The 25,763-nt window shown below is 40.8% G+C and carries 18 protein-coding genes; 10 read left to right on the top strand and 8 right to left on the bottom strand.

Annotated elements, in window-relative coordinates; all coding sequences use genetic code 11:
• Positions 1-6: 6 nt before the first annotated feature.
• The 4 genes from H1R81_RS12370 to H1R81_RS12355 form a co-directional block, all read right to left on the bottom strand.
• The gene (locus tag H1R81_RS12370) at positions 7-1,041 is read right to left on the bottom strand and encodes an ABC transporter permease (RefSeq protein ID WP_181841038.1); all 1,035 of its coding nucleotides are present in this window, start codon (positions 1,039-1,041) and stop codon (positions 7-9) included.
• Between the two features lie 42 nt (positions 1,042-1,083).
• Positions 1,084-2,625 (bottom strand): phosphate ABC transporter substrate-binding/OmpA family protein, encoded by a 1,542-nt coding sequence (locus tag H1R81_RS12365; protein ID WP_181841037.1) that lies wholly within the window; start codon positions 2,623-2,625, stop codon positions 1,084-1,086.
• A gap of 18 nt (positions 2,626-2,643) precedes the next feature.
• A complete protein-coding gene (locus H1R81_RS12360) occupies positions 2,644-3,627 on the bottom strand; it encodes a hypothetical protein (protein ID WP_181841036.1) in 984 nt (327 codons plus the stop codon).
• A 108-nt stretch (positions 3,628-3,735) separates the two neighbouring features.
• Complete coding sequence (locus H1R81_RS12355) at positions 3,736-4,398, bottom strand: hypothetical protein (RefSeq protein ID WP_181841035.1); 663 nt, start codon at positions 4,396-4,398, stop codon at positions 3,736-3,738.
• A 682-nt stretch (positions 4,399-5,080) separates the two neighbouring features.
• Between H1R81_RS12355 and H1R81_RS12350 the strand changes: the two genes are divergently transcribed.
• From H1R81_RS12350 to H1R81_RS12340, 3 genes are all read left to right on the top strand, one after another.
• Positions 5,081-7,822 (top strand): DUF1553 domain-containing protein, encoded by a 2,742-nt coding sequence (locus tag H1R81_RS12350; RefSeq protein WP_181841034.1) that lies wholly within the window; start codon positions 5,081-5,083, stop codon positions 7,820-7,822.
• A gap of 440 nt (positions 7,823-8,262) precedes the next feature.
• Positions 8,263-10,998, top strand: a complete 2,736-nt coding sequence (locus H1R81_RS12345; RefSeq protein ID WP_181841033.1) for a DUF1553 domain-containing protein — start codon at positions 8,263-8,265, stop codon at positions 10,996-10,998.
• Between the two features lie 157 nt (positions 10,999-11,155).
• Positions 11,156-11,851 carry a hypothetical protein gene (locus H1R81_RS12340; protein ID WP_181841032.1) on the top strand — a complete coding sequence of 232 codons (696 nt, stop codon included), beginning with the start codon at positions 11,156-11,158 and terminating at the stop codon, positions 11,849-11,851.
• A gap of 218 nt (positions 11,852-12,069) precedes the next feature.
• Here H1R81_RS12340 and H1R81_RS12335 read toward each other — a convergent pair whose 3' ends face one another.
• Positions 12,070-12,795, bottom strand: a complete 726-nt coding sequence (locus H1R81_RS12335; RefSeq protein WP_181841031.1) for an NrtR DNA-binding winged helix domain-containing protein — start codon at positions 12,793-12,795, stop codon at positions 12,070-12,072.
• Positions 12,796-12,983: 188 nt separating this feature from the next.
• Between H1R81_RS12335 and H1R81_RS12330 the strand changes: the two genes are divergently transcribed.
• From H1R81_RS12330 to H1R81_RS12315, 4 genes are all read left to right on the top strand, one after another.
• On the top strand, positions 12,984-13,940 hold the full coding sequence (locus H1R81_RS12330; protein ID WP_181841030.1) for a PD40 domain-containing protein: 957 nt from the start codon (positions 12,984-12,986) through the stop codon (positions 13,938-13,940).
• Between the two features lie 19 nt (positions 13,941-13,959).
• Positions 13,960-15,366, top strand: a complete 1,407-nt coding sequence (locus H1R81_RS12325; RefSeq protein WP_181841029.1) for a Gfo/Idh/MocA family protein — start codon at positions 13,960-13,962, stop codon at positions 15,364-15,366.
• Positions 15,367-15,764: 398 nt separating this feature from the next.
• Positions 15,765-16,616 carry a hypothetical protein gene (locus H1R81_RS12320; RefSeq protein ID WP_181841028.1) on the top strand — a complete coding sequence of 284 codons (852 nt, stop codon included), beginning with the start codon at positions 15,765-15,767 and terminating at the stop codon, positions 16,614-16,616.
• 76 nt (positions 16,617-16,692) lie between these two features.
• Positions 16,693-18,705 (top strand): beta-L-arabinofuranosidase domain-containing protein, encoded by a 2,013-nt coding sequence (locus tag H1R81_RS12315; RefSeq protein WP_181841027.1) that lies wholly within the window; start codon positions 16,693-16,695, stop codon positions 18,703-18,705.
• Positions 18,706-18,780: 75 nt separating this feature from the next.
• On the opposite strand, the gene H1R81_RS12310 is transcribed toward H1R81_RS12315, so the two are convergent.
• Positions 18,781-20,043: a replication-associated recombination protein A gene (locus tag H1R81_RS12310; RefSeq protein WP_181841026.1), complete on the bottom strand. Its 1,263-nt coding sequence runs from the start codon at positions 20,041-20,043 to the stop codon at positions 18,781-18,783.
• A gap of 154 nt (positions 20,044-20,197) precedes the next feature.
• Between H1R81_RS12310 and glgB the strand changes: the two genes are divergently transcribed.
• Positions 20,198-22,165, top strand: coding sequence for a 1,4-alpha-glucan branching protein GlgB (gene glgB, locus H1R81_RS12305; protein ID WP_181841025.1), 1,968 nt, complete (start codon positions 20,198-20,200; stop codon positions 22,163-22,165).
• A 155-nt stretch (positions 22,166-22,320) separates the two neighbouring features.
• On the opposite strand, the gene H1R81_RS12300 is transcribed toward glgB, so the two are convergent.
• Both H1R81_RS12300 and H1R81_RS12295 read right to left on the bottom strand, forming a co-directional pair.
• Complete coding sequence (locus H1R81_RS12300; protein WP_181841024.1) at positions 22,321-22,986, bottom strand: MCP four helix bundle domain-containing protein; 666 nt, start codon at positions 22,984-22,986, stop codon at positions 22,321-22,323.
• A gap of 276 nt (positions 22,987-23,262) precedes the next feature.
• On the bottom strand, positions 23,263-23,874 hold the full coding sequence (locus H1R81_RS12295) for a DJ-1/PfpI family protein (protein WP_181841023.1): 612 nt from the start codon (positions 23,872-23,874) through the stop codon (positions 23,263-23,265).
• A 117-nt stretch (positions 23,875-23,991) separates the two neighbouring features.
• Here H1R81_RS12295 and cmk point away from each other — a divergent pair, with 117 nt between their 5' ends.
• Entirely contained in the window at positions 23,992-24,693 is a 702-nt protein-coding gene (cmk, locus tag H1R81_RS12290; protein WP_181841022.1) for a (d)CMP kinase, read from the top strand.
• A 6-nt stretch (positions 24,694-24,699) separates the two neighbouring features.
• Complete coding sequence (locus H1R81_RS12285; protein ID WP_181841021.1) at positions 24,700-25,758, top strand: FAD-binding oxidoreductase; 1,059 nt, start codon at positions 24,700-24,702, stop codon at positions 25,756-25,758.
• The last annotated feature ends 5 nt before the right edge of the window (positions 25,759-25,763 follow it).

The raw sequence follows: 25,763 nt of genomic DNA, 5'->3' as shown, positions 1-25,763 counted from the left end.
TTAAGATTAGTTAGCAGCACTCTTGGCTTGTGTTCTGAGTCTGAATTCTCCATACAATACTACACCCACGCTTGCCAGTACCACAATCCAGATAAAACTGTTGATGCTCTCCGAAATATGTGGAAGAAAGATTTCCTGTAAGACTTTAAGGGTAAAAGTCCCTAAAATAATCCAAACTCCATACCTGACTTCTTCGTTGCCGGCAACAGTGGTTTTGTAGTATTTATTCGGGAAAAACCTTTTGTCCAGATAAGCAAAGAGCCTGTCCTGTAAAAAGCCAATCAGAATAATTACTATCAGAATCGCAAATACTTTATCGATTTGCCCCTGCCTGGCTTTAATGTAAATCAATGCGCCTATGCCTCCTTCACGATTGAGTAATTCGGCAATAATGATGTAAGTCCATGAGATAGCAGTCAATACCCGTATATCATCAATCAGCTTAGAAAAGACCGAAGGCATATACACGCTTTTGATAATCTGCCAGTTGCTTGCACCTAATGTATAGGCAGTTTTCAGATATACATCTTCGGTTTCGTCTATGCGTTGCACTACAATGGGCAGGAGATAGACCAGAACCCCAAAGGCCAGAAAGGCAATCTTCATCTGGTCTTCAATGCCAAACCAAATAATGAACAGTCCGGTTAGAGCAGTTAATGGTAAGTACCTTAAAGCGTCTACATGCTTACTGAAGAGCCCTCTTAAAAGTGGAATTAAAGCAATAATTGCTCCTAAAGGAATAGCTAAAATAACAGCCCAGAAATAGCCTTTCAGATTAAGCCAGATTGAACGGGAAGTGTTTGACCACAAACCATCTTTCTGTGATAATTCCTGATACGATTTCACTACTCTGTCGGGGCGTGGCAGGAGTGGATATACTTTCTCATAACTAATTTTGGTTGAATCTGTTGCAGAAACCACGGCCTTTTGCTCTGAAAACGCCTCGGCCAGCAAAAACCAGCACACAAGAAATATTACCAAACCCAATATGCCTAACACTAAAGTCTGTTGCGTAGTGAGTTTGCCATGAAGTTTAAACATAGCGGTTTTGGAGTTTTGATTTAAGAAACGGTTTCTGATAACTTATTCTACAATCTCAAAATCAGTACGTCGGTTCTTACTTTTGCCTTCTTCTGTATCATTAGAGGCTATGGGTTTGCCTGGACCGTTTCCTACCACAATAAAGCGATTACGGGGCATTCCGTAAGTACTGACCATGTAATCAACTACCGATTGTGCTCTTCTTTTTGACAACGCTGTATTAGTTGCAGCACTACCCACATTGTCTGTATTGCCCTCTACTCTGATACGTGCACCAGAAAATGCCTTGGCTATCTCAACCATTTCTTTATCTACAATATACTTGGCGTTATCGTCTAACTGATATTCACCTGAGCGGAAACTGATACTGACCCGTTTGGTAGCAATGGCTTCTTTAGTGGCATCCTCAGATGACACTGTTGTAAAGGTTTTTTGTCCTTCGGCATCATTGGCATTGCCCGAAAGCGAAGTCGCATTGATAGCTGTTGGGTTAGCTACAATACGCCAGTTGACTAATTTGTCTACATAACCTAAGCCTTTATACACACCACCCATGCGGCTATAGAGTTGCTCACCTGTTACTCCTTTATAATCAGCATTTTTGCCGAAAAAATTCAGGTTATCACCGTGAGTGGTAAGGCGCACGTTATTGATAGATTGCAGGGCGTCTGCTTCTGAAATCTGAAACTGAGCAGCTAAAATCTTTGCTGCTTCGTTTTTGGCTTTGGCATCGGTATTGATTTCGGCTGCGCCTTTCATCCAGCCTTCATATAACTTCTGTAGTTTATCGGTGTTGGTATCTACCCATTTTTTCTTGGCAATAAATACGTCAGCGATGATATTGGATGCCGATTTGGTACTTTGCAATACTTTTGAGCCTTCAACGGCCTGTACGCATAGGGCATCATCAGGCGACCACACCACGGCAGCGTCTACCTGTTTGGCCTTGAAAATACTGGCGGCATCAATGGCACTTGCCTGTTTTACAATTTCCACATCAGACAGCTTCAAGCCGCCTGCTTCTAATAACCAAAGCAGGAATGAGTGCGAAGGTGTTAGCTCAGCTACAGCAATTTTCTTGCCTTTCAGGTCTGCCACTGAATTGATACCTCTGCGTGCCACAATGGCATCACCACCACGCGACCAGTCCGACTGGAAAACAATCTGTGGGTCGAAATCACTCAAACCTGATGCCTCTGTCGGAAAGGCATCGGCTGTTGTCCAGAGCAAATCTATATCGCCATTTTTCCAGGCCGCGCGTGACGCTTCAAAATCGTCAAGCACCTTAAATTCCACATCAAAGCCATAGTCTTCTCTATAGCGCGAATCAGCGTTGGGTTTGAAACCATTATTAAAATACTGTCCGCCAGCATACCCACCCCAGGTAACCACACCTACCTTCACCACATCACCTGAAGCAGCATTGCCATCATTATCAGCTGATTTTCTGTCAGTTGCAGACCCGTTTTTCAGAGATTTGCCCCATTCGGTATTATCCAGCAGATATTTCCCTCCAAAAAATAGCCCGGCAAGAATTGCGAGCGTAATCAGAAAGCGGGCAAATGGGGTGAGTGTTGTTTTCATTCTTTTTTAGTTTAGATCTTATTCAAAAAGTTTATCGTACTGATTGCCTGAAGGTCGGGTAGTAGGCACATCTTTGCCTGCAATGAGGGCTTTTTTATCATTACCCAATAGTAACGATACCCCTTCCTGCTCCCATTTTTCCAGCATTTTCAGGCCTTCTTCCTCAAATACTCCATTCTGCAGGTCGATAGAGTCCATGAAGTTAGACGACATTTCCATGAAACGTTCCATTTCACCGACTTTCTGGCTTACATCATCTGCAATTGATTCCATAGCCATATCAAACATCTGGCGCTGGTCTTTGTTACCATTCAGGATATTCATGGCCGAACGCATGGCAGAGTGACTGGCTCGAATGGCTTTACGCTCCTGTTCTTTTACCGCTACCTGGTCTTTAATATCTTCCAGCATTACTTCAGAGTTTTCATACATTTTACCTAAAACCCGGTATAAAATCTCCATTTTTTTGTATAAATCCTCCAGCTTTACATTAGACTCCTGTAAGCGGCCTGCCTTACGGGCTTTCAGTACCATCATGGCCTGTTTATCTGTCTCTTTCGCTTTACTTGCCAGATTGAGGTCATTCTGAATCTGTTTTTTATTGGTTTCGATGATAGTTTTCAGATTATACATCTGGCCTTTCAGCGTCGAAATCTGCTGATTCATTTTGCCCAGATTGCCCTTCAGTTCATCAATATATGTCTTCAGGATTCCAATCGGGTCCAATTGAACAAAAAGACCAGTTATCCAGCGCATTATACTTTTGTAAATATAGAAAATCAGATTTCTCATTTTAGGGTCGAGTATCATATAGATAACCGCCGCCAGTACTATCAGCAAACCAGCCAGATAAAGCGTGTTTGAAGCTAAAGTAATGAGGTAGGGCAGGGCTTTATACAGAAGCACACCGCCACCTAATAGTAAACCTGCGCCTAAAAGAGTACCTGTCTTGCCTTCCGGGCGTTCCCAAAATGATTTGGGTTTCATTTCTTGCATTTCCATATTTTATCGGGTAACCCTCCGCCCCCGGAGAAGTCTGCTAAAATTTATCATGTATGTTTTAATCCTATAAGAGATATGGGGCTTTCTCCTTTAGAATCAGGGTTTTACTTATTTTAAATATTTGCCCATATTTTCAACGTCTTTGCCAATCTGAGTAGTCAATTCGTTGAAAGTAGCATGGAAGTCACTTAAAGTTGTTTCAATTTTGATAACTGCATCCGAAATCTCTGCTTTCATTTTTTCCATATCTGCCTGGTGTGCCTGTATTTCCTGAGTCATTTTGGCAATCTGCTCGGTTTTGGCTTTAATGGTGGCCTCTAAGTCATTGATAGCTCTATCTTTATTTCCGATTTGTTTCTCTCGTTGAGCGGCTACCGACTCCTGAAACTTGGCATCTTCTGAAGCCAGTACTTTCAGATAAAAATTAGCTGAATCTGTTAGTTTCTGTGATGTTACACCCATTGCCTGCGCAGCCGCAAACGCCGAAAAATAGCGGGTCTGCTCATCCATAGGCATTTTGGCAAGGGTTTGCAGAGATTTTTTATACTCCAGATAGTCAAAGCCTTCCTGATTATTGGCCTCCATGGCATTTAGCAGGATGTCATAAAATTTTTCTGAGGCTTTTCCTTCAGGTATATGGGGTACTGCACTTGTGGCAGTAGTGGTAGTTTTTGCTTCCGGTTTGGCTGGAGTATTACTTTCGGTGGTTTCTCCCTCTGTTGAAGTTTGTACTACAAAAAGACCCTTTAATGTTTTGAAAATATCGCTCATTTCGTATTTTAATGCTATTTTTTAGCTTAAATGAAATAATTTATTGGTTTGTGAATTATACCTGTGTGATTAATTTCGATTCAAATGTTGAGGTATTGTAGAGATTGTACAAACATTATCACACAATCCAAGCAAACGTAGTGTCGAATGGTTAAATTTAGTGATGATTTTTGAAATCTTGTGAATCTGTGGGGATTTTTGTATAAATATCTTTATTAAATGAGCAGAGGTGGATTAATATTTAAAAAATAATCGTTTGCAGTAGAGACATATTGTAATACGTCTCCAGGGGGCTGTAAGCAAGAGAGGTTTTGAATTGATGTTTAAAAATCTCTCTTCAGATAAAATATATGGATTAAGACAGGCCTCCGGGGAGTGTCTAAAAAGGTTTTTACGCCAAATAATATTTGGAAAAGACCCCATCCCAACCCTTCCCCAACAATGGGAAGGGCTAAAAAGTCCCTCTCCCCACAGTTGGGAAGAGGGATTTAGGGTGTGGGCGGACGCCGCGCGGGTTGAGATTAGCCAAATAATATTTTGCGACTCTGGACTTTTTAGACACCCCCTACCAAAAATGATGAAAAAATCCTCTGTTAAGGCGAATTAATTCTCTATCATCTATGGCAATTCCCGCAAACAGTGTTTAAATTTGTGTAGATTTATGGTTGTATAGACAAGTACTATGAAATATTCAAAGCTGTTTTTATTTTCCCTGATAGTGGTGGCCGTAGGTGCTATCATGGCTTTCAGCTTCAATCCTTTTTCAAATCAGGTCGATTTCAATACCGAAATCAAACCGATTCTGAACAAGCATTGTGTGTCTTGTCATGGAGGCGTGAAAAAGGCGGCAGAATTGAGTTTCCTGTTTGCGCAGGAGGCCATTAATACGAAAGGTAAATCTGGTAAGGTAGCCATTATCCCCGGCGATGCCGACCATTCAGAGTTTTATCAGCGATTAGTAACCAACGATACCGAAGAGCGGATGCCTAAAGGTAAAGACCCTCTCAACAAAGAAGAAATTGAGATACTCAAAAAATGGATTGATGCAGGCGCACCCTGGGGCGAGCATTGGGCTTATCAGAAACCTGAAAAACCGGATGTCCCATCAGTCGGTGGGTTTTTTGCCCGATTAGGTCTGATTGAAGACGATGAAACCCGATTTGCCAGAAATAAGATTGATAATTTTGTTTTACATAAACTGAAGGAAGAAGGTCTCGGACACTCAAAACCTGCTGATAAAGGAACATTATTACGTCGGGTCTATCTTGACCTGACAGGCTTACCACCCACTGAAGAGCAACTGCAAGCCTTTCTGAAAGACAGTTCTGCCAATACTTACGAAAAAGTAGTTGATGAGTTACTGGCCTCATCGGCTTATGGCGAGCGTTGGGCAGCTATGTGGTTAGACCTGGCCCGCTATGCTGACACCAAAGGGTATGAAAGAGACGTGTACCGGAATATCTGGCGATACCGTGATTATGTAATCAAAGCCTTTAATGAAGATAAGCCTTTTGATAAATTCACGATTGAGCAATTAGCCGGAGATTTATTACCGAACCCTACCAATGAGCAACTGATAGCGACAGGTTTTCACCGCAATACGATGAATAATGATGAAGGCGGAACGGTAGATGAAGAGTTCAGGGTGGCAGCAACACTCGACCGGGTAAATACAACTTTTGATGTATGGCAAGGCACTACCATGAGTTGTGTACAATGCCACACGCACCCTTATGACCCTTTCAGGCATGAGGAATATTACAAACTGATGGCATTTTTTAACAATGCCCGTGATGAAGATGTGGTAAGTGATACCCCCTACCTGAGATTCTATAAACCGGATGATTCAACCAAAGTAGAAGAAATCAAAAAATGGATTTTAGCCAAAGGCAGAAATGAAAAGGAATTCGAGAAATTTGTCAGGATTTTAGAACCCAAATTTAATTCGCATGATATAGTGCCACTTTCTAATGGTACGTCGTCTCTGTTAGATGCCAAATATTTAGGCTTGCAGCACACGGGGTATGGAAGATTGGCTGGTGTAACACTGACAGATAAAAACCGGCTGGTGATGAATTTCAATACTGGTACCGAAAAAGGTGTGTTACATATCAGAGACGGTAAAGTAGATGGCAATATCATTCTCACGATTCCCATTTCAAAGGCGCGTGATACAGTCATGTTCTATCATTTGCCAGAGTTAAAGGGTAAGCATGATTTGTACTTTACGTTTACGAACCCTAAAAAGCCTAAAGACTGGTTGCAGATTAAATGGCTCTCATTCCAGAAGACTTTCGGTGATGGCAAAGATTATGAACCTGTTGAGTTAAAATACAAAGAAGTACTTAATACTAAAGCTGACTTTACCCCAATCATGAGTGAGGGCGAGGGCGATCTGGCCCGTGAACAGCATATCTTCGAGCGGGGTAACTGGCTGGTGCATGGCAAAGCAGTGAAACCAGATGTGCCTAAGTATCTGTCGAAAATGCCTGAACAGTATCCACATAACCGATTAGGATTAGCAAAATGGTTGGTTGATGGCAATAATCCGCTTACAGCTCGTGTGGCGGTCAACCGTTTCTGGGAGCAGCTATTCGGAACGGGAATAGTAGAAACTGTGGAAGATTTTGGTACACAGGGTTTCAGTGCTTCTAACTCCGAACTGCTCGATTATCTGGCGGTTACCTTTCAGGACGATATGAAATGGAGTGTAAAGAAACTACTCAGAATGATTGTACTATCAGGTACTTATCAGCAATCATCTGATGTTACCAAAGAATTATTAGAGAAAGATCCTTATAACCGTTTCTTAGCTCGTGGGCCACGTATCCGCTTGTCGGCAGAACAGGTAAGAGACCAGGCATTGCTGGTAAGTGGTTTATTGTCGAAGAAAATGTACGGCAAAAGCGTGATGCCCTATCAGCCTGATGGGATGTGGCAGTCGCCCTGGAATGGGGAAACATGGAAACTTTCACAAGGTGAGGACAAGTACCGCAGGGCGATTTATACCTTCTGGAAACGTACAGCCCCTTATCCGTCCATGATGTCGTTCGATGCTCCAAGCCGGGAATTCTGTCAGTTAAGACGTTTACGTACCAATACACCTCTACAAGCTTTGGTAACCCTCAATGACCCGACCTACGTAGAAGCCGCGCAAGAACTGGCTAAACATATGCTGCAAAAGGGTAAAACACCCGAAGAACAGATTCAGGCAGGTTTCAATCTGATTATGATGCGGAATATTGACAGCCGGAAATTGCAGGTGCTCACTAAACTTTACCGCCAGACCGAGCAGGAATACATAAAACATCCGGTGGAAGCCTATAAGTTTTTTGGTCGCTCTGATGTTTCACCAAAAATAGCGGCTATGGCAGTTACGGCCAATGCGATGCTGAATCTGGATGAGATTGTGACGAAGGAGTAAAGATGGCTGATTTTATTATTTGACACAGACCTGTTTTACAGGCTATTATCCTTTAGCAGAATATCAATATACCATCCCCTACGGGATACCTATAACCAAACAATCATACAATTCTACCGATATATAGTTCCTATGGCACTAAAATATCCCGTTAGGGATGGTATATCGGTAGAATTATCATATATCTTTAGAAGTAAAGTCTCTTTAGGACGATATATTAAAAGATCTCATTGAATGGCTTATGTGTATGTAGATTTATAATTGAACCTGTTTAAACTTATTTCTTTTGCCTACGAATGGCTATTTTTTAATCATATTTCGCCAATTTATTTCGTCCGTAGCTCTGCTACGCACTCAACAAATCGTCTTATCTGATTAAAAAAATAGCTCATTCTCGTCATAAAACAAAAAGTTTAAACAGGTTCATTGCAAAAGCATCTATGAAATACTCCAGACTTTTTTTATTCTCCCAGACAGTTATTGCTCTTGGGGCAATCATGGCTTTCAGCTTCAATCCTTTTTCTGAGCAGGTTGATTTCAATACCGAAATCAAGCCGATTCTGAACAAGCATTGTGCGCCATGTCATGGAGGTGTGAAAAAAGCGGCCAATCTGAGTTTCCTGTTTTCTCAGGAAGCTATTAATACCAAAGGGAAATCAGGTAAAGTGGCTATTGTACCTGGTGATGCCGAGCATTCGGAGTTTTATAAACGCCTCATTACCAATGATAACGAAGAGCGGATGCCTAAAGGAAAAGACCCGCTTAGTAAAGAGGATATTGCGGTACTTAAAAAATGGATTGACCAGGGTGCACCCTGGGGCGATCATTGGGCTTATCAGAAGCCTGAAAAACCTGATGTACCGTCAGTCGGTGGTTTTTTTGCCCGATTGGGCCTGATTGAAGACGATGAAACACGCTTTGCTAAAAATGAGATTGATAATTTTGTTCTGCATAAATTAAAGGAAGAAGGTCTCGGACACTCAAAACCTGCTGATAAAGGAACGCTCCTGCGCCGCGTCTATCTTGATTTGACGGGCCTACCACCCACCGAAGAACAAACACGAGCCTTTCTGAATGATACCTCAGAAAACGCTTACGAAAAAGTAGTAGACCAGTTATTAGCTTCGTCAACCTATGGCGAGCGTTGGGCAGCCATGTGGTTAGACCTGGCTCGCTATGCTGATACCAAAGGTTATGAAGCAGATATGTACCGTAATATCTGGCGATACCGGGATTATGTGATTAAAGCCTTCAATGAAGATAAGCCTTTTGATAAATTCACGATTGAGCAATTAGCCGGAGATTTATTGCCGAACCCTACCAATGAGCAACTGATAGCGACAGGTTTTCACCGCAATACGATGAATAATGATGAAGGCGGAACGGTGGATGAAGAGTTCAGGGTGGCGGCTACGCTTGATCGGGTAAATACAACTTTTGATGTATGGCAAGGCACTACCATGAGTTGTGTACAGTGCCATACGCACCCTTATGACCCTTTCAGACATGAGGAATATTACAAACTAATGGCATTTTTTAACAATGCCCGTGATGAAGATATATATACCGATACTCCCTATCTAAGATTCTATAAACCGGAAGATTCTACCAAAATAGAAGAGGTAAAAAGCTGGATTTTAGCAAAGGGGCAAAACGAAAAAGATTTTGAGAAATTTGTCAGGGTTTTAGAGCCTAAATTCAATTCGCATGATGTAGAACCGTTATCAGAAGGTACTTCTTCTCTTTTAAGTTCAAGATATATTGGTTTTCAGCATGGCGGTTATGGTCGATTGAAAGATGTAACGCTGACAGGTAAAAACCGACTGATAATCAGCTACGACTGGGGTACTGATAAGGGCGTCCTGCAAATCAGAGATGGTAAACAGGATGGGAGTATTATTCTGACGATTCCGGCAGCGCAGGATACTGTGATGATTTATGAGTTGCCAAAAATGGAAGGTAAGCATGATTTGTATTTTACTTTTACCAATCCTAAAAAGCCAAAAGAGTGGATACAAATCAAATGGTTTTCGTTTCAGAAGGCTTTTGGTGAGGGTAAAGAATACGAACCTGTTGAAGTAAAATATAAAGAAATACTCAATGCAAATGCCGACTTTACTCCGATCATGAATGATGGAGAGGGTGATCTGGCACGTAAACAGCATATTTTTGAGCGGGGCAACTGGTTGGTACATGGCAAGGAAGTGAAACCCGATGTACCCAGGTATCTGCCTCAAATGCCAAAAGACTATCCCCATAACAGATTAGGATTGGCCAGATGGCTGGTTGATGGTAAAAATCCGCTTACAGCCCGTGTGGCGGTCAACCGTTTCTGGGAACAGCTATTCGGGATAGGTATTGTAGAAACGGTAGAGGATTTTGGTACACAAGGCTTTAGTGCTATTAATCCTGAATTACTTGATTATCTGGCTGTTACCTTTCAGGACGATATGCACTGGAGTGTGAAGAAACTGCTTAGAATGATTGTGACATCAGGGACTTATCGGCAATCGTCTGATGTTAATAAAGAACTATTGGAAAAAGACCCTTATAACCGCTTTCTGGCGCGTGGCCCTCGCATCCGGCTATCAGCAGAACAGGTAAGAGACCAGGCATTGCTGGTCAGTGGTTTATTGTCTGAAAAGATGTACGGCAAAAGCGTGATGCCTTACCAGCCTGATGGCTTGTGGCTCTCGCCCTGGAGTGGCGAATCATGGAAACTTTCAAAAGGAGAGGACAAGTATCGTAGAGCCATTTATACCTTCTGGAAACGTACCACGCCATATCCGTCTATGATGTCATTCGATGCCCCGAGCCGGGAATTCTGCCAGCTAAGACGTCAGCGAACCAATACGCCATTACAAGCTCTGGTTACCCTTAACGACCCTTCCTATGTTGAAGCCGCTCAGGAACTGGCCAGGCGCATGTTGCAAAAAGGTAAAACACCCGAAGAACAGATACAGGCTGGCTTCAATCTGATTATGATGCGGAATATTGATAACAGGAAACTTCAGGTACTCACGAAGCTCTATCGTCAAACTGAACAGGAATACATCAAACATCCAATAGAAGCCTATAAATTTTTCGGTCGTTCTGATGTTTCACCCAAAATGGCTGCTATGGCTGTTACGGCCAATGCGATGCTGAATCTGGATGAGATTGTGACTAAAGAGTAGTTGTAGATTCCAGGCACCCAGTTTAAGACCCGATTTGGAGATTAAATTTGCATAGACCTTACGCTTAATAAATTTTTGGTTTTATTAGTCATGAAAAAATACTAAAACCGTATAATAGTGGTTTATTAGGGGTGTCAATCAAAACTATCCCAAAACCATGAAAAAAATACTCTCTTTCCTTTCTTCATTCGTACTTCTATTCAATACCTATTCAATCTTTGCCCAGGACTGTGGTGGCTATTTTGCCTTTAAAAAAGGCATGAAGGTTGAAATGACCTCTTATGACAGAAAAGACAAGCCTACGGTTACAACCAGATATGAAGTAATAGATTACAAACCTGCTGACGGTGGTGTATCAATGGTATTTGCACATGAAGTGTATGATGCCAAAGGTAAACTTATATCAAAAAGTGAGTCAGTTGGAAAGTGTATCGGAGGCGACTATTATACTGATATTCGTAACATCAGTAGCGATGTAATGCCAAAATCACCGGATATGAAGATAACGGTAACAGGCGACCAGATGATATACCCCGGCGACCTCAAAGTAGGCGATAACCTGAAAGATGCGAGCATCAATGTGAAAACTGGCTTTGAAGGCGGTATGACGATTATGAACATGAATGCCAATATCACCAACCGTAAGGTAGAAGCCTACGAAACTGTGGAAACACCTGCAGGTAAGTTTGATTGTGCAAAAATTACTTATACGATGAATATGAAATTTATGGGTAACCGCACAATGAAATGTGCTGAGTATATAGCCAAAGGAGTAGGATTGGTAAAGTCAGAGCAATTTGATGAAAAAGGGAATCGGCAGAACTTTATGGTGGTGACTAAGATTGAGAATTAGTAAAGGCATTTTTTTGTGGGTGTCTAAAAAGTATAGAGTCGCAAAATATTATTTGGCTAAGCTCAACCCCACACCCTAAATCCCTCTCCCCAACTGTGGGGAGAGGGACTTTTTAGCCCTTCCCCATTGTTGGAGAAGGGTTGGGATGGGGTTTTCTCCAAATATTATTTGGCGTAAAAACCTTTTTAGATACCCTCATTTTTTTCATTTACCGATAATTACTTCCTGAACCGATACAAATAAGGAGCCTTATTCTGCGCACCAGTGAATTTCTTTTCGAGGCGTTCCAGTACATTCAGGTCAAGAATTTTCTTCTGGAAATTATTCATGGGGAATGTTTTATCGTAGATGGCCTCATAGAGTTCCTGTACTTCCCGCATCGTAAAGGTTTCTGGCAAAAGATTAAAACCAATCAGCTTTTCATCGAGATTTTTGCGGAGGGCTTCAAGCGCAAAAGTCAGAATCTCTTTATGGTCATAGGTCATTTCAGGAATGTCATTCATGCTTCGCCATTCAAGAAATTCTTCAAATTCACCATTCTGAGGATTCACCTTGTTAATATCAACTAAGGCATAATAACCGATAGATACAAATCGGCTCGTTATCCATTCTGTTACTACTGCATCAAACCGTTGCGGGTCAAATTCAGTAAGTCGGGCTCTTATTTCTTCTTTATGAGGGTCATTCTGAATCCGGTTTTCATCGCCAAACATTCTGAACTGCTCAAGATAAATATTTTCTAAACTGGTTCTTTCTTTCAGAATCCTGCTTGCTGCGGCATCAATTCCCTCTGATTTCATAATATACCCACCCGGCAAAGACCAGACCCCTCTGCCAAATTTGAATTTGGAAATCAAGACTTTCAGTTCTTTATCCTTGTAACCAAAAATCACACAGTCAATCGAAAGATGTGATATATACTTTTCAGTGTCAAATTTCTGCATCAATGCCGATTTTTCTCATAACTAATTCCCTCACAAAAATAAGGCTTATCTTTTTATATTTTACTCTTTAAAATATGATTATTTAAAGATATAATAGTAATAAGTTTTATTATCTATTTTATAGATAATAAAAGAATAATGTCTACATTTGTTCATTTAATACTCATTACTAATCTCAATATATTTTTATGAAAAAATCTTTTCAGTTATGGGCTGCAATGCCTAATTTTAGAATGGCTTGTGTGGCCGTTTTATTTGTACAATTTTCGTGGGTTGCCATGGCGCAAACCAAAGTAGACACTACAAGTTATATTCATACGTTAGATATAAATACCGGAAAAATTGATACTATCCTGACGATTAAAAAACATTTTGAGGCGCCTAACTGGCACCGGGACAATTATCTTGTACTGAATAGCAAAGGGAAAATCTACACGCTGGATTTATCTTCAAAAAAAATGTCGGAACTCAATACCGGATTTGCCGATCAAAGTAATAACGACCACGGGATTTCGCCGGATGGCAAATGGTTGGTTATCAGTCATAACGACAAAACCGATCCTTCTCCCAAGCGTTACAAGTCTGCTTTATTTATATTGCCGATAAAAGGAGGAGAACCCAGAAAAATTACGCCCGAAGTACCCTCATTCTGGCATGGGTGGAGTGCCGACGGAAAAACACTGGCCTATTGTGCCGAGCGCAACGGTAATTTTGATATTTATACCATTAGTACAGAGGGAGGGGAGGAAAAAAGACTGACTGAAACCGCAGGATTAGACGATGGCCCGGATTATTCGCCGGATGGTAAGTATATTTATTTTAACTCTTACCGCACGGGGCATATGCAGATATGGCGGATGCTGGCAGACGGAACACAACCTGAACAATTGACATCTGATGAAAATTCCAACTGGTTTGCGCATCCGTCGCCCGACAATAAATTTATTGTGTACATTGCTTATACTTCTGATGAAAAACAAAGCCATTTGTTTGGTAAAAGTGTTAAATTGCGCCTGATGGACTTGAAGACCAAAGCCATCAGAGATATTACCTCTGTATTCTTTGGCGGGCAGGGCACAATCAATGTTCCTTCGTGGAGTGCTGATAGTAAAAAAATAGCCTTTGTAAGTTACTTAGTTAAATAAATCAACCTTAATACAAAACATGAAAAACGATAGTTCATCTTCCAGAAGGAAGTTTCTACAGCAGATTGGTGCTACCAGTTTAGTAGCTGCTTCATCGCCATTTGCTTCGTTAGCTGCCCAGCAAAAAGCAGAAGAACGCATTTTAACCTATGACAGAAAAATTACTGCCAACGACAAAGTCAGAATAGGGGTGATTGGTTTTGGTGTGCAGGGCCATTATGATTTAGGTTCAGCACTGAAAGTACCTGGTGTTGAACTGGCAGGTATCTGCGATTTGTACCCGGGCAGACTTGAAAATGCCAAAGAAATGTATGGCAATGACCTGTTTGTAACAAGAGATTACAGAGAATTGCTGAATAAAAGTGATATTGACGCCGTATTGATTTGTACTACCGATGTGTGGCATGCGAAAATGACGATTGATGCGCTGGCAAAAGGCAAACATGTTTACTGTGAAAAGCCCATGATTTATAAAATCAGCGAAGGTAACCCGGTAGTGGCAGCCGCCAAAAAATCAGGTAAAGTGGTGCAGATTGGTAGTCAGCGGGTGAGTAGCCTTGGTCTGGCAAAAGCGAAAGAACTATTGGCATCAGGAGAAATCGGCAAGCTGAATATGGTTAATTCAGTTAATGACAGACAAAGCTCTATCGGCGCATGGGAGTACACCATTCCGAAAGATGCAAGCCCTGAAACATTGGACTGGGATAGATTTATTTCTATTACCGGAAAAAAAATACCCTATGACCCGAAGAAATTTTTTTGGTGGAGAGCCTTTAAAGATGTAGGTACAGGTGTGGCAGGCGACTTGTTTATCCACTTATTGAGTGGCACACATTTCATGACTAATTCTAAAGGACCGGAATCGATTGTAAGTACCGGACAGTTCAGCTACTGGAAAGATGGACGCGATTTGCCTGACGTAATGTCGGGTGTGATGCAATATCCTGACTGTGACGAACATCCTGCTTTCCAGTTGACTTTACAGGTAAACTTTATCAGTGGAACTGGTGGGCAGGAATTAACCCGTCTGATAGGTTCGGAAGGGATAATCGACGTAAGAGGCAATACAATTACAGTAAAACATAGCATTATGCCAGAGGCTCCGGGCTTTGGCGGATATGATTCCCTTTTTACTTTCTCCAAAGCCATGCGTGAAGAAATGCAGAAAGATTTTGAGGCTAAATGGACGCCTGAGCAAAGAAGGAAAAAGACGAAGGAAGACATCGTGTTCAACCCTCCGGCAGGTTATAGCGAACACGTAGATCACTTCACCAATTTCTTTGATTCAATCAGAACCGGAAAAGTTGTCGTTGAAGATGCAGTATTTGGTTTCAGAGCAGCGGCTCCGGCCCTGGCTTGTAACGAAAGTTTGCTTACAAAGAAAATAATTAAGTGGGACCCTGTAAATATGAAGTTGAAGGCTTAATTGTTACATATAAGTCAATGATAAAGGCTGCCTCTTGGGTGGCCTTTGTTGTTTTTATTGCTCACTACTGCTATAAATGATAAGAATGAGTAAAGACTCTCAAACTTCGCTGCTAAACAATTCATAACTGATGTTGCTTGTATGACTTCAACATTAATCAAAATTCCTGATTTACCTTTATGGAACAACAGTCCGTTCTGCTGATTATGTTGTGAAGGAGTTGAGGAAGGGAGTTTGCAGGAGATGTAAAATGAAATGTAAATGATTTGTCTGTGGGAATGGAAGTGGCTTTTTTTGCAATTATTGTTATGAAACACCTGCATCCTATTATATTTAAGTTAGGTAATTAATATTGTAAATTAAAACTTAACTTTTGTTCATTTAAAAGAGAAAAGATAATGAAAGTAGAGGGTATTTGTAAATTATGTAATATAAATAAGAAATTAGAAGAAAGTCACATTACTCCAAAATTTATTTCACGATGGATAAAAAAAACATCAGCAACTGGTAGACTTAGAGGATTAGGAAATCCTAATATTCCCTTTCAAGATGGCAAGAAACAATACTTATTATGCTCTGATTGTGAAGATAAATTTAGTAAATATGAAACATGGTTTGCCAATAATTTTTTTCACCCAAGTATTTCGGGAGTAAAAATAACGTATGAGTATAATGAGATGCTATTTAAATTCGTCGCCTCACTTTTTTGGCGGTCACTTGTAGTGAATATAGATAGAAAGGTTTATGATGAGTCTTCATTCAAACAGCAAATGATAAATTGCGAAATCGAATTACGCCAATTTCTGAATAAAGAAATTTTCCCGACTGATTTTAATGAAATGTATATTGGAATGACATCCTTTATAGTCAATGCTCCAAAAGAAATACGTGGAGCAAATTTCTTTTTTACTCGTATGATTGATACTCAGGTATTATTTACCGATAAAGTATCATATTTTTATTGCCTTATTCCTTACTTCATTTTTGTAGGAAATATTGCTGGAATTGAAAGTAATAACTTCCCAAATTCTAAAGTAAATCCCATTGGAGGTAAGTTTTTAACAACACAAATGACACTTAAAGACCCGAATGTCTCCAGTTTTATTACAAAGAGACTATTAGATATTGAAAATACTAATATATCTGACGCACAAAATAAAATTATTGAAGATATGATTTTAAGCAATATAGAAAAGTACTCAAACTCCCAATCCTTTATTGCTCATTTTCTCGACAATACATCATTATGATTGAATAGCCCTTTCCTATGACTTGTACTTTTTGCTAATTTCGCACTTACATATAAATTACAATTCTAATATCCCCATGAAATCAACCCTTCTAACAATACTAACCCTCTGCATCCTATCTGCCACTCTCAACGCCCAATCCCGCAACACCCACTACATCACCAATCAGTCGCCACTATATGCCCAACCCTATACAGCCCTACCTTTAGGCAATATCCAACCCAAGGGTTGGTTAAGAAAAATACTTGAAACACAGCGGGATGGATTGACTGGAAATCTGGATAGTGTCTATGCACTTGTTTGTGGGAAAAACAACGGTTGGTTAGGAGGTACAGGTGATAGTTGGGAGCGTGGGCCTTACTGGATTGATGGCTTAGTGCCTTTGGCATATATCCTGAACGATGCCAGGCTAAAAGCCAAAGCACAGGAATGGATAGAGTGGAGCATCAAAAATCAGCGTTCTGATGGTTATTTCGGGCCATACCCCTTTGACCCTAAAACCATGAAGACTATCAAAGGCACTCAACAAACTATGAGTGAAGACTGGTGGCCGAAAATGGTAATGCTCAAGGCTCTGCAGCAATATTATATGGCAACGCAGGATAAGCGAGTGGTTACATTAATGGATAAATATTTCAGATACCAGTTGAAGATGCTGCCAACGGTGCCGCTTGGCAAATATACTTTCTGGGCGGAGCAAAGGGGAGGAGATAACCTGCAAATCGTTTACTGGCTCTATAATATCACGAAAGAAAAATACCTGCTTGATTTAGCTGAAATTATCCATAAGCAATCTTTCAACTGGACCACCATTCTCACCAATAATACCATTCGCAAAATGAATCCTTACCCGGATTTGCATTGCGTGAATGTAGCACAGGGTATCAAGGAGCCATTGATTTATTACCAGCAACACCCTGAAGCGCAGTATAGCCATGCCGTAAAAGAAGGTTTATCAGCATTAAAAGATGTGCATGGGTTTGTGAATGGTATGTATGGTGGAGACGAACAATTGCATGGCAATGATCCTATACAGGGTTCAGAATTGTGTTCGGCAGTAGAGTTTATGTATTCTTTTGAAAGTATATTGCCCATTGTCGGCGATGTCTATTATGCTGATTATTTAGAGAAGATTGCCTTTAATGTATTGCCTACTCAACATGATGATAAATACACGAAAAAACAGTATTTTCAGCAGGTAAACCAGATTGAAATAACAGACAAAGGCAGAAACTTTGCTGATGACCGTGAGGCGAGATTGGTGTTTGGCACAACCACAGGCTACCCTTGTTGTGTCTCAAATATGCACCAGGGCTACCCCAAATTTGTGCAGAATCTCTGGTATGCCACCGCTGATAATGGCTTGGCAGCCTTGGTTTATTCGGCCTCAACAGTAAAGGCAAAAGTAGCCAATGGGGTAGAAGTTCAATTTGAAGAAGTAACGAATTATCCGTTTTCAGATCAGATTAAATTCATTTATCAAACCAAATTTAAAGCACAATTTCCACTCCATTTGAGAATACCCGAATGGTGTACAAAACCAGTTATTAAGGTAAATGGCAAAGAACAAGCCTATAATGGCGAAAAGATAGTGGTATTAAACCGCCAATGGGCTGAAAATGATGAAGTAATCTTACAATTGCCTATGGAATTCAGATATTCCTATTGGTACGAAAAATCAGTAGGCATTGAGCGTGGTCCATTGGTCTATGCACTTAAAATCGGTGAAAAATGGAGCGAGGTAAAAACCGATGCCTATGAAGATACGTTCTATGAAGTAAATGCTACTACTCCCTGGAACTACGGTATTTCTCAGAAGTACATTCATGCCGATTCCATGACGGTGAAAGTAAATGAGGTAATATCTGATTATCCCTGGAATTTAGCAAACGCCCCTATCACCGTAACGGCTAAAGGCAGACAGATTCCATTCTGGGAGATGTCGATGAACTCAACTGCCAAAATTCCGTTTCCTTCTTATCCATATAATAATCTGGGTACACCTTTAGAAACGCTTACGTTGATACCTTATGGCTGTACAACCTTACGTATTGCCCAGTTCCCGGTAGTTGATGCGCATAAGCGGTAAACTCATGTGGCGCGAACGTCTCGTTCGCAGCAAATATATACCTACCTGCGAACGAGACGTTCGCGCCACAAAAAATCAATACCCGTACCATTCCGCCCACCATGCCTGTAATTGTCGGCGAATTTCATTTTCACGGGCATTATTGCTGGGTTCATAAAGTTTTGTACCTTTCAATTCATCAGGCAGAAAATTGAGTTTGGTAAAATTACCTTCATAATCGTGGGCATATTTATAGTTTTTACCATAGCCAATCTGTTTCATCAGTTTGGTAGGGGCATTGCGCAATGCCAGTGGCACAGGCAGATGAGAAGTTTTTTCAGCCAGAGCAATCGCATTTTCGATAGCCATATACGAAGCATTTGATTTGGGCGAAGTAGCCAGATAGATAGCCGTTTGTGAGAGGATGATTCTGCTTTCGGGATATCCGATTGTCTTTACCGCCTGCATACAGTTATTGGCCATAATTACAGCCGTTGGATTGGCATTGCCGATGTCCTCAGAAGCTAAAATCAGCATCCGTCGGGCGATAAATTCTACCTCTTCTCCTGCTACAATCATGCGTGCCATCCAATACAAAGCTGCGTTCGGGTCTGAACCACGCAGCGACTTGATAAAAGCTGAAATAATATCATAATGCTGTTCGCCTGATTTATCATAACGGGCGATATTACGCTGTGCCACTTCTTCCACTAAATCATCTGTAATCACTATCGGTGCATCAGGCGGAAACGAGAAGGTAATGATTTCAAGTAGGTTCAAGAGTTTCCTGCCATCACCACCTGAAAGGCGCATTAATGCTTCGTACGACTCCACTTTTATATCCCGCTTCTTCAATTCAATATCTTCCCTGATAGCCCTGTCTGTTAGTTCTTTCAGTTCTTTCTCTCCAAAAGACTCCAATACATATACCTGACATCGGGAAAGCACCGCGCCATTAATCTCAAATGAGGGGTTTTCAGTTGTAGCACCAATCAGGGTAATCTGCCCTTTCTCAACAGCTGTCAGAAGTGAATCCTGCTGAGATTTATTGTAGCGATGGATTTCGTCAATAAATACAATAGGAGGAAATAAACCAGAAGGCCTACTGATTACTTCCCGTAATTCTTTTACGCCGGAGCTCACGGCATTCAGCTGATGAAACTGTCTTTTGGTAGTCTCGGCTATCAGCAGAGCTAAGGTTGTTTTGCCTGTGCCGGGAGGCCCCCACAGAATCATTGAAGGTACAAGGTTAGCCTCAATGGCTTTGCGGAGTGGTTTATTTTTGCCAAGAATATGTTCCTGACCAATATAGTCGTCTAATTTTTTCGGACGTAGGCGTTCGGCTAATGGAGCAGTCATGGTAATGTTGTTATGAGATTTTATAATTTATCTTAGTAGCGATAGAAATTTAGCAAGAAATATTTTCAATCACAAATATACTTCGCTTCTTGGAATTGTAGAACCACTCATCTATTTTTACCCATTCGAAAACAAAACTTATTAGCTTCGACCTATGGCAAAGAAAACGACTTCTACCAAGCAACAAGAAGAACCACAAGAAAGTAGCCCCAGTTTCAAAAACGTAGAGCCATTCAGTTTATTTACAGATTTTGATATTAATCTTTTCAAGGCAGGCAAGCACTATCGTCTTTATGAAAAGATGGGTTCGCATGTGGTTGAAAACCAGGGAGTCATAGGTACATATTTTGCCGTTTGGGCACCTAATGCAAGGTATTTATCGGTAATTGGTGATTTTAACGGCTGGAACCGGGGGGCTCACCCATTAAGCTCCCGTTGGGATGGCTCGGGTATCTGGGAGGGCTGGATTCCAAATATAGGTAATGGTACAGTATATAAATATTTTATATCGTCAAATACAGGGGTAGATATTGAGAAAGGCGATCCTTATGCCTTGCATTGGGAGCATCCGCCAAAAACAGCCTCGGTTGTATGGGATACCTGGTATGAGTGGAAAGATAAAGAATGGATGCAGACGCGCCGCCAGAAAAATGCGCTGAATGCTCCAATCTCGGTGTATGAAATTCATTTAGGTTCATGGCAAAGAGACCCTGGTGACCCTGAACGCCGCCTGACCTATCGTGAAATAGCTAATTCGCTTGTGCCTTATGTGAAAGAGATGGGATTTACGCACGTAGAGTTTATGCCCGTGATGCAACACCCTTATGAACCCTCATGGGGTTATCAGATAACGGGGTACTTCTCAACCAGTAGTCGGTTTGGTACACCACAGGACTTTATGTATTTAGTCGAACAACTTCATATCAATGAGATTGGGGTATTGTTAGACTGGGTTCCATCACATTATCCGAATGATGCACACGGGATTTATCGTTTTGATGGAACTGCACTTTATGAACACGAAGATCCTCGTCAGGGCTACCACCCGGACTGGAAGAGTTATATCTTCAATTATGGACGCTATGAGGTGCGTTCGTTTCTGATAAGTAATGCCCTTTTCTGGTTAGACAGATTCCATGCAGATGGGCTGAGAGTAGATGCAGTGGCGTCTATGCTTTACCGTGATTATTCGCGCAATGCCGGAGAATGGGTGCCTAATATATTTGGAGGCAGAGAGAATCTGGAAGTAATATCACTTTTTAAGGAGCTAAACGAAGAAATTTACAGGAGTTTCCCTGATACACAAACCATTGCTGAGGAATCAACGGCTTTTCCGGGAGTTTCAAGACCAGTTTATACAGGAGGTTTAGGCTTTGGTATGAAATGGATGATGGGCTGGATGAATGATACCCTGCGCTATTTTGCTAAAGACCCGATGTATCGGAAATGGCACCAGAACGACATTACCTTTAGCCTGGTTTATTCATTCTCTGAAAACTTTATGCTGCCACTCTCACACGATGAGGTAGTGTATGGTAAAGGCTCCCTGATAGAAAAAATGCCAGGTGACCAATGGCGGAAGTTTGCCAACCTCCGTTTGTTGTTTACTTATATGTTTACTCACCCTGGTACTAAACTATTGTTTATGGGAGGTGAATTTGCGCAATATGCCGAATGGAATTTTGAGAAGAGCCTGGACTGGCATTTATTAGAGCATCAGCCAAATAAGGGTGTCAATGAATTGATGAAAGACCTGAACAAAATGTACAGGAATGAAGCCGCTTTGTTCGACAAACAGTTTTCACCGGATGGTTTTGAGTGGATTGATACCAGTGACCGTGAAAATGCAGTGATTGTCTACGCTCGTAAAGGTTTTGATGAAAAGGATACCACAATAGTTGTGCTAAATTTTACCCCTGTACCACGCTCACCATATAGAATAGGCGTGCCAGACTCAGGGATTTATGAAGAAATATTCAATAGTGATAATCAGAAATATTGGGGAACGGGAGTGGTAAATGGTGATGTGAAATCAGACAATACTCCGTTGCATGGAAAAGATAATTCAGTAGAAATCTCATTGCCGCCATTAGGGGGAGTGGTGTTGAGATTGAAGAAATAAAAACGAAAGGCTCTGAATTTTTCAGGGCCTTTTTTGATAAATTATGGTCTTTAGAAATTTGACAGATTAGTCATTTTTTACAAGGTAATCCAATTACTTTTGGGGCTTCAACTACACCCAGCCACCGAAAGTTGGAATACGTTTTTTATGTTAATTTAATTCAAAGAAGAATCCGTCGGAATTTTAGGCATGGTTGAATTTGATGTAAAAATCAAAGTCAGAATAACCGTACCTAAAACAATCAGTAAAGTCAGTTCAAACTGGTTGTCTGAAGTCGAGCCCAGCACAATTTTCTGCGAAGATTTATTCAGTTTTGCGCCTTCAGTAATCTGGATATTCGAAAGGTGATTCAGCGTATTCAGTGCGTCATAAAAGGCTTCATCTAATACCTGTCTGCCAGTTTCAGCATTACTGAAATCTGACTGATGCAGGTGCTTTTGTTCTAAAGCCTCACCATCAGCTATTTTTTTCTTGAAATCTTTAAACAGTACCTCCTCAGTAGGGGTCAGTTTGGTTTTTTCATATGCACCTATCAGCGACCGGATAGAGTGATTATGAGCCTTTATTTTATCTTTTATCTGGTTGAAGTCTTCCTGTGTATTGCAATCGTCAACCAAGAGTTTCTTTCTTGACAGATGATTCGATAGCTCATAAATATAACTTTCGGCCATCAGACGGTCTTCATAGACTGCTGAAAAACTATCTCCTAATTCGTTGAAGTGTCGTTTGTCGGAAACATTCTTAATAAATAAAAAAACGAAAATGACCGTCAAGGCCATTGCAGCTTTCATCTTCTGCTCAATACTATATGCCCATTTCATGATGAATACAAAATTGATTTAATACAAATATAAGTAAAAATAACTATATTTTATTAACACTTTTCAGTACGGAATGATGCAAAGGAACGTGAGACTTGTAGAAACGCAATGCAGGGGTCTCTCATAGCCATTGAAAGGAATAGTTATGTTCTCAGGCAAAAAATCAGCCCTCAATTAAAATATATTGACTGGAGTGTACATCTGTCGGCTTAATGTTTACGCTGCTCCGAAGAAAGTTTATATAATGAATCGTGCATGGCTAAATATCAATTATTTTCAAATCCGCCAATAATCATACTGTATATAAGCCGCAGTTTCATTAGCCACATCTTTACCAAACAATTTAGACAATACATATAAAGACATATCAATTCCTGCCGATACACCTGCCGAAAGAATAATCCGCCCATTATCAACCCAACGCTCATCAGGCAAAAGAGTTGTGTGTGGGGCAATCTCCCGCATTTGTTCCACAGCTTTAAAATGCGTCGTGGCCGATAATCCCTCTAATAAACCGGCTTTAGCCAGAATTAACGAACCTGTACAAACGGATAGTAATAATTCAACCTTCTGGTTCATAGATTTTAACCACTCCAGCAATTCTGAATTGTTCATCTCTCTTCTTGTGCCAAAGGGGGTGCCGTCAGGTTTATATCCTCCTCCACCTGGAATCAGAAGTATATCTGGTATCGGGCAGTTATTAAAAGTATAATTTACTTTAACTATCAGGTTATTCCGGGCAGCGATTTCTGGTTTTTCAGCTACAGTAAAAACGTTAAAATAGCCCGCCTTACCTCCCTGTTTTCCGGCCACACCAAAAATCTCAAACGGTCCTGAAAAATCTAAAACCTCAACATCATCAAAAATAAAAATACCTACCGATTTCATAGAAAGGAATTAAAAGCCTGATTTCTTGAATATTTCGAAGAATAATCCTTAAAACCTGTCTGCACAGATTGTTACTCTCGCAAATTAGATTTTTCTTTGCAAAAACTTTCAGATTGAATGCAGAAAATTACCATTGCCGTTGATGGCTATTCAAGTTGTGGTAAAAGTACAACAGCCAAGCGAGTGGCAAAGAGTTTGGGGTATAGCTATATTGATACCGGAGCAATGTATCGGTCAGTTACACTGTATTTCCTCGAGCACCATATTACATTCACCAACGATAAAGAAGTAGAAAAAGCCCTTGAAAACATTCATATCGAATTTCGCCTTAACCCGAACGATGGCCGAAATGAAACTTTTCTGAACGGCTTGAATGTAGAAGATGAAATCAGAAAGCTATATATTGCCAATCAGGTAAGTGAGGTGAGCGCTATTACAGCCGTAAGACACGCTATGGTAGCCCAACAACGCCGGATGGGCAAAAAGAAAGGTGTAGTAATGGATGGCCGGGACATAGGCACTGTGGTTTTCCCTGATGCCGAACTGAAAATTTTTATGACCGCCGATCCAATCATCAGAGCCAATCGCCGACAAATTGAATTGGCCGAAAGAGGAGATTTGGTAGATTTAGAAGAGATTATTGAAAATATCAAAAAGCGGGATTTAATAGATACTACCCGTACAGAGAGCCCACTCAGAAAAGCAGATGACGCCATTGAGGTAGATACCTCATTTATGACACTTGACGAACAGGTAGAGGTGGTTTGTTTGTTGGCTGATGAAGTAATGGGTAAACCACTTAAAAAAACTACTGCATAAGGGTTCATGCAACAATTCGATTACATCATCGTAGGCCAGGGCATTGCAGGGTCTTTGTTGGGGTATCAACTCCTGAAAGCAGACAGGCGGGTATTGATACTGAATGATGAATCGATTCCGACCTCTTCGGCTGTTGCCGGAGGAATATTCAACCCCATTACCGGAAAAAATCTGGATAAAACATGGCTGGCCGATTCCATTTTTCCATATTTTAAAGACTTCTATCTTTCGCTCGAAAATGAAACACATTGCCATTTCTACCACGAAACCAATCTTTACAGACCTTATGCCAACGAGCAGCAACGCAGGCATTTTCTGCAACTAACCGATGAGTATGATTTAGATACATACATCCGATTAGTAAAGCCTGATGCCTATAAAGAAGTAGAAAATCATTTAGGTGGTCTTTTTACTACCTCGGCAGGCTGGGTAGATGTACCCTTGATGATTGGAGTACTCAGAAAATTGTTTATTCAATCAAATGCCTATCATAATGAAAGATTTGATTATCAGGCATTAGAGATTTCAGAAGAGAAAGTTATTTATAAAAACTTTCAGGCATCAAAAATTATTTTCTGTGAGGGATATTATGCTTCCCAGAATCCTTATTTCAACTGGTTGCCTTTTAATCCGGCCAAAGGTGAAACGCTTATTGCAACAATGCAAACCTATTCGATCAAAGAAATTGTCAATCAGGGAGCCTGGATTATTCCTTTGGGCAATCAACAATACCGTTTTGGTTCAACCTATGTCTGGAATCAATTAGACTGGCAAACTACAAAAGAGAGCAAAGAAACCATTACCAGCAAAATCGATAAGTTTCTTAAAACTCCTTACCAGATTACTGAACAGCAGGCAGGTATTCGTCCGACTACTAAAGACCGTCGACCTTTCATGGGCAACCATCCTGCTTATCCTAACGTCTATGTATTCAACGGATTAGGCACTAAAGGGGTATCGCTTGCTCCCTATTTTGCAGAGCATATGTTATATTTTTTAGAAAAAGAGAAAGATTTAATGCCTGAATCTAACATTCAGCGATTTTATTCGTTATATTCGTTATAAGAAAA

The sequence above is a fragment of the Emticicia sp. BO119 genome (genome assembly GCF_013912375.1).
In the GTDB taxonomy this organism is placed as follows: Bacteria; Bacteroidota; Bacteroidia; order Cytophagales; family Spirosomataceae; genus Emticicia.
The sequence above is the reverse complement of the archived record's forward strand: the minus strand, read 5'-3'. Positions and strand labels throughout refer to the sequence as shown.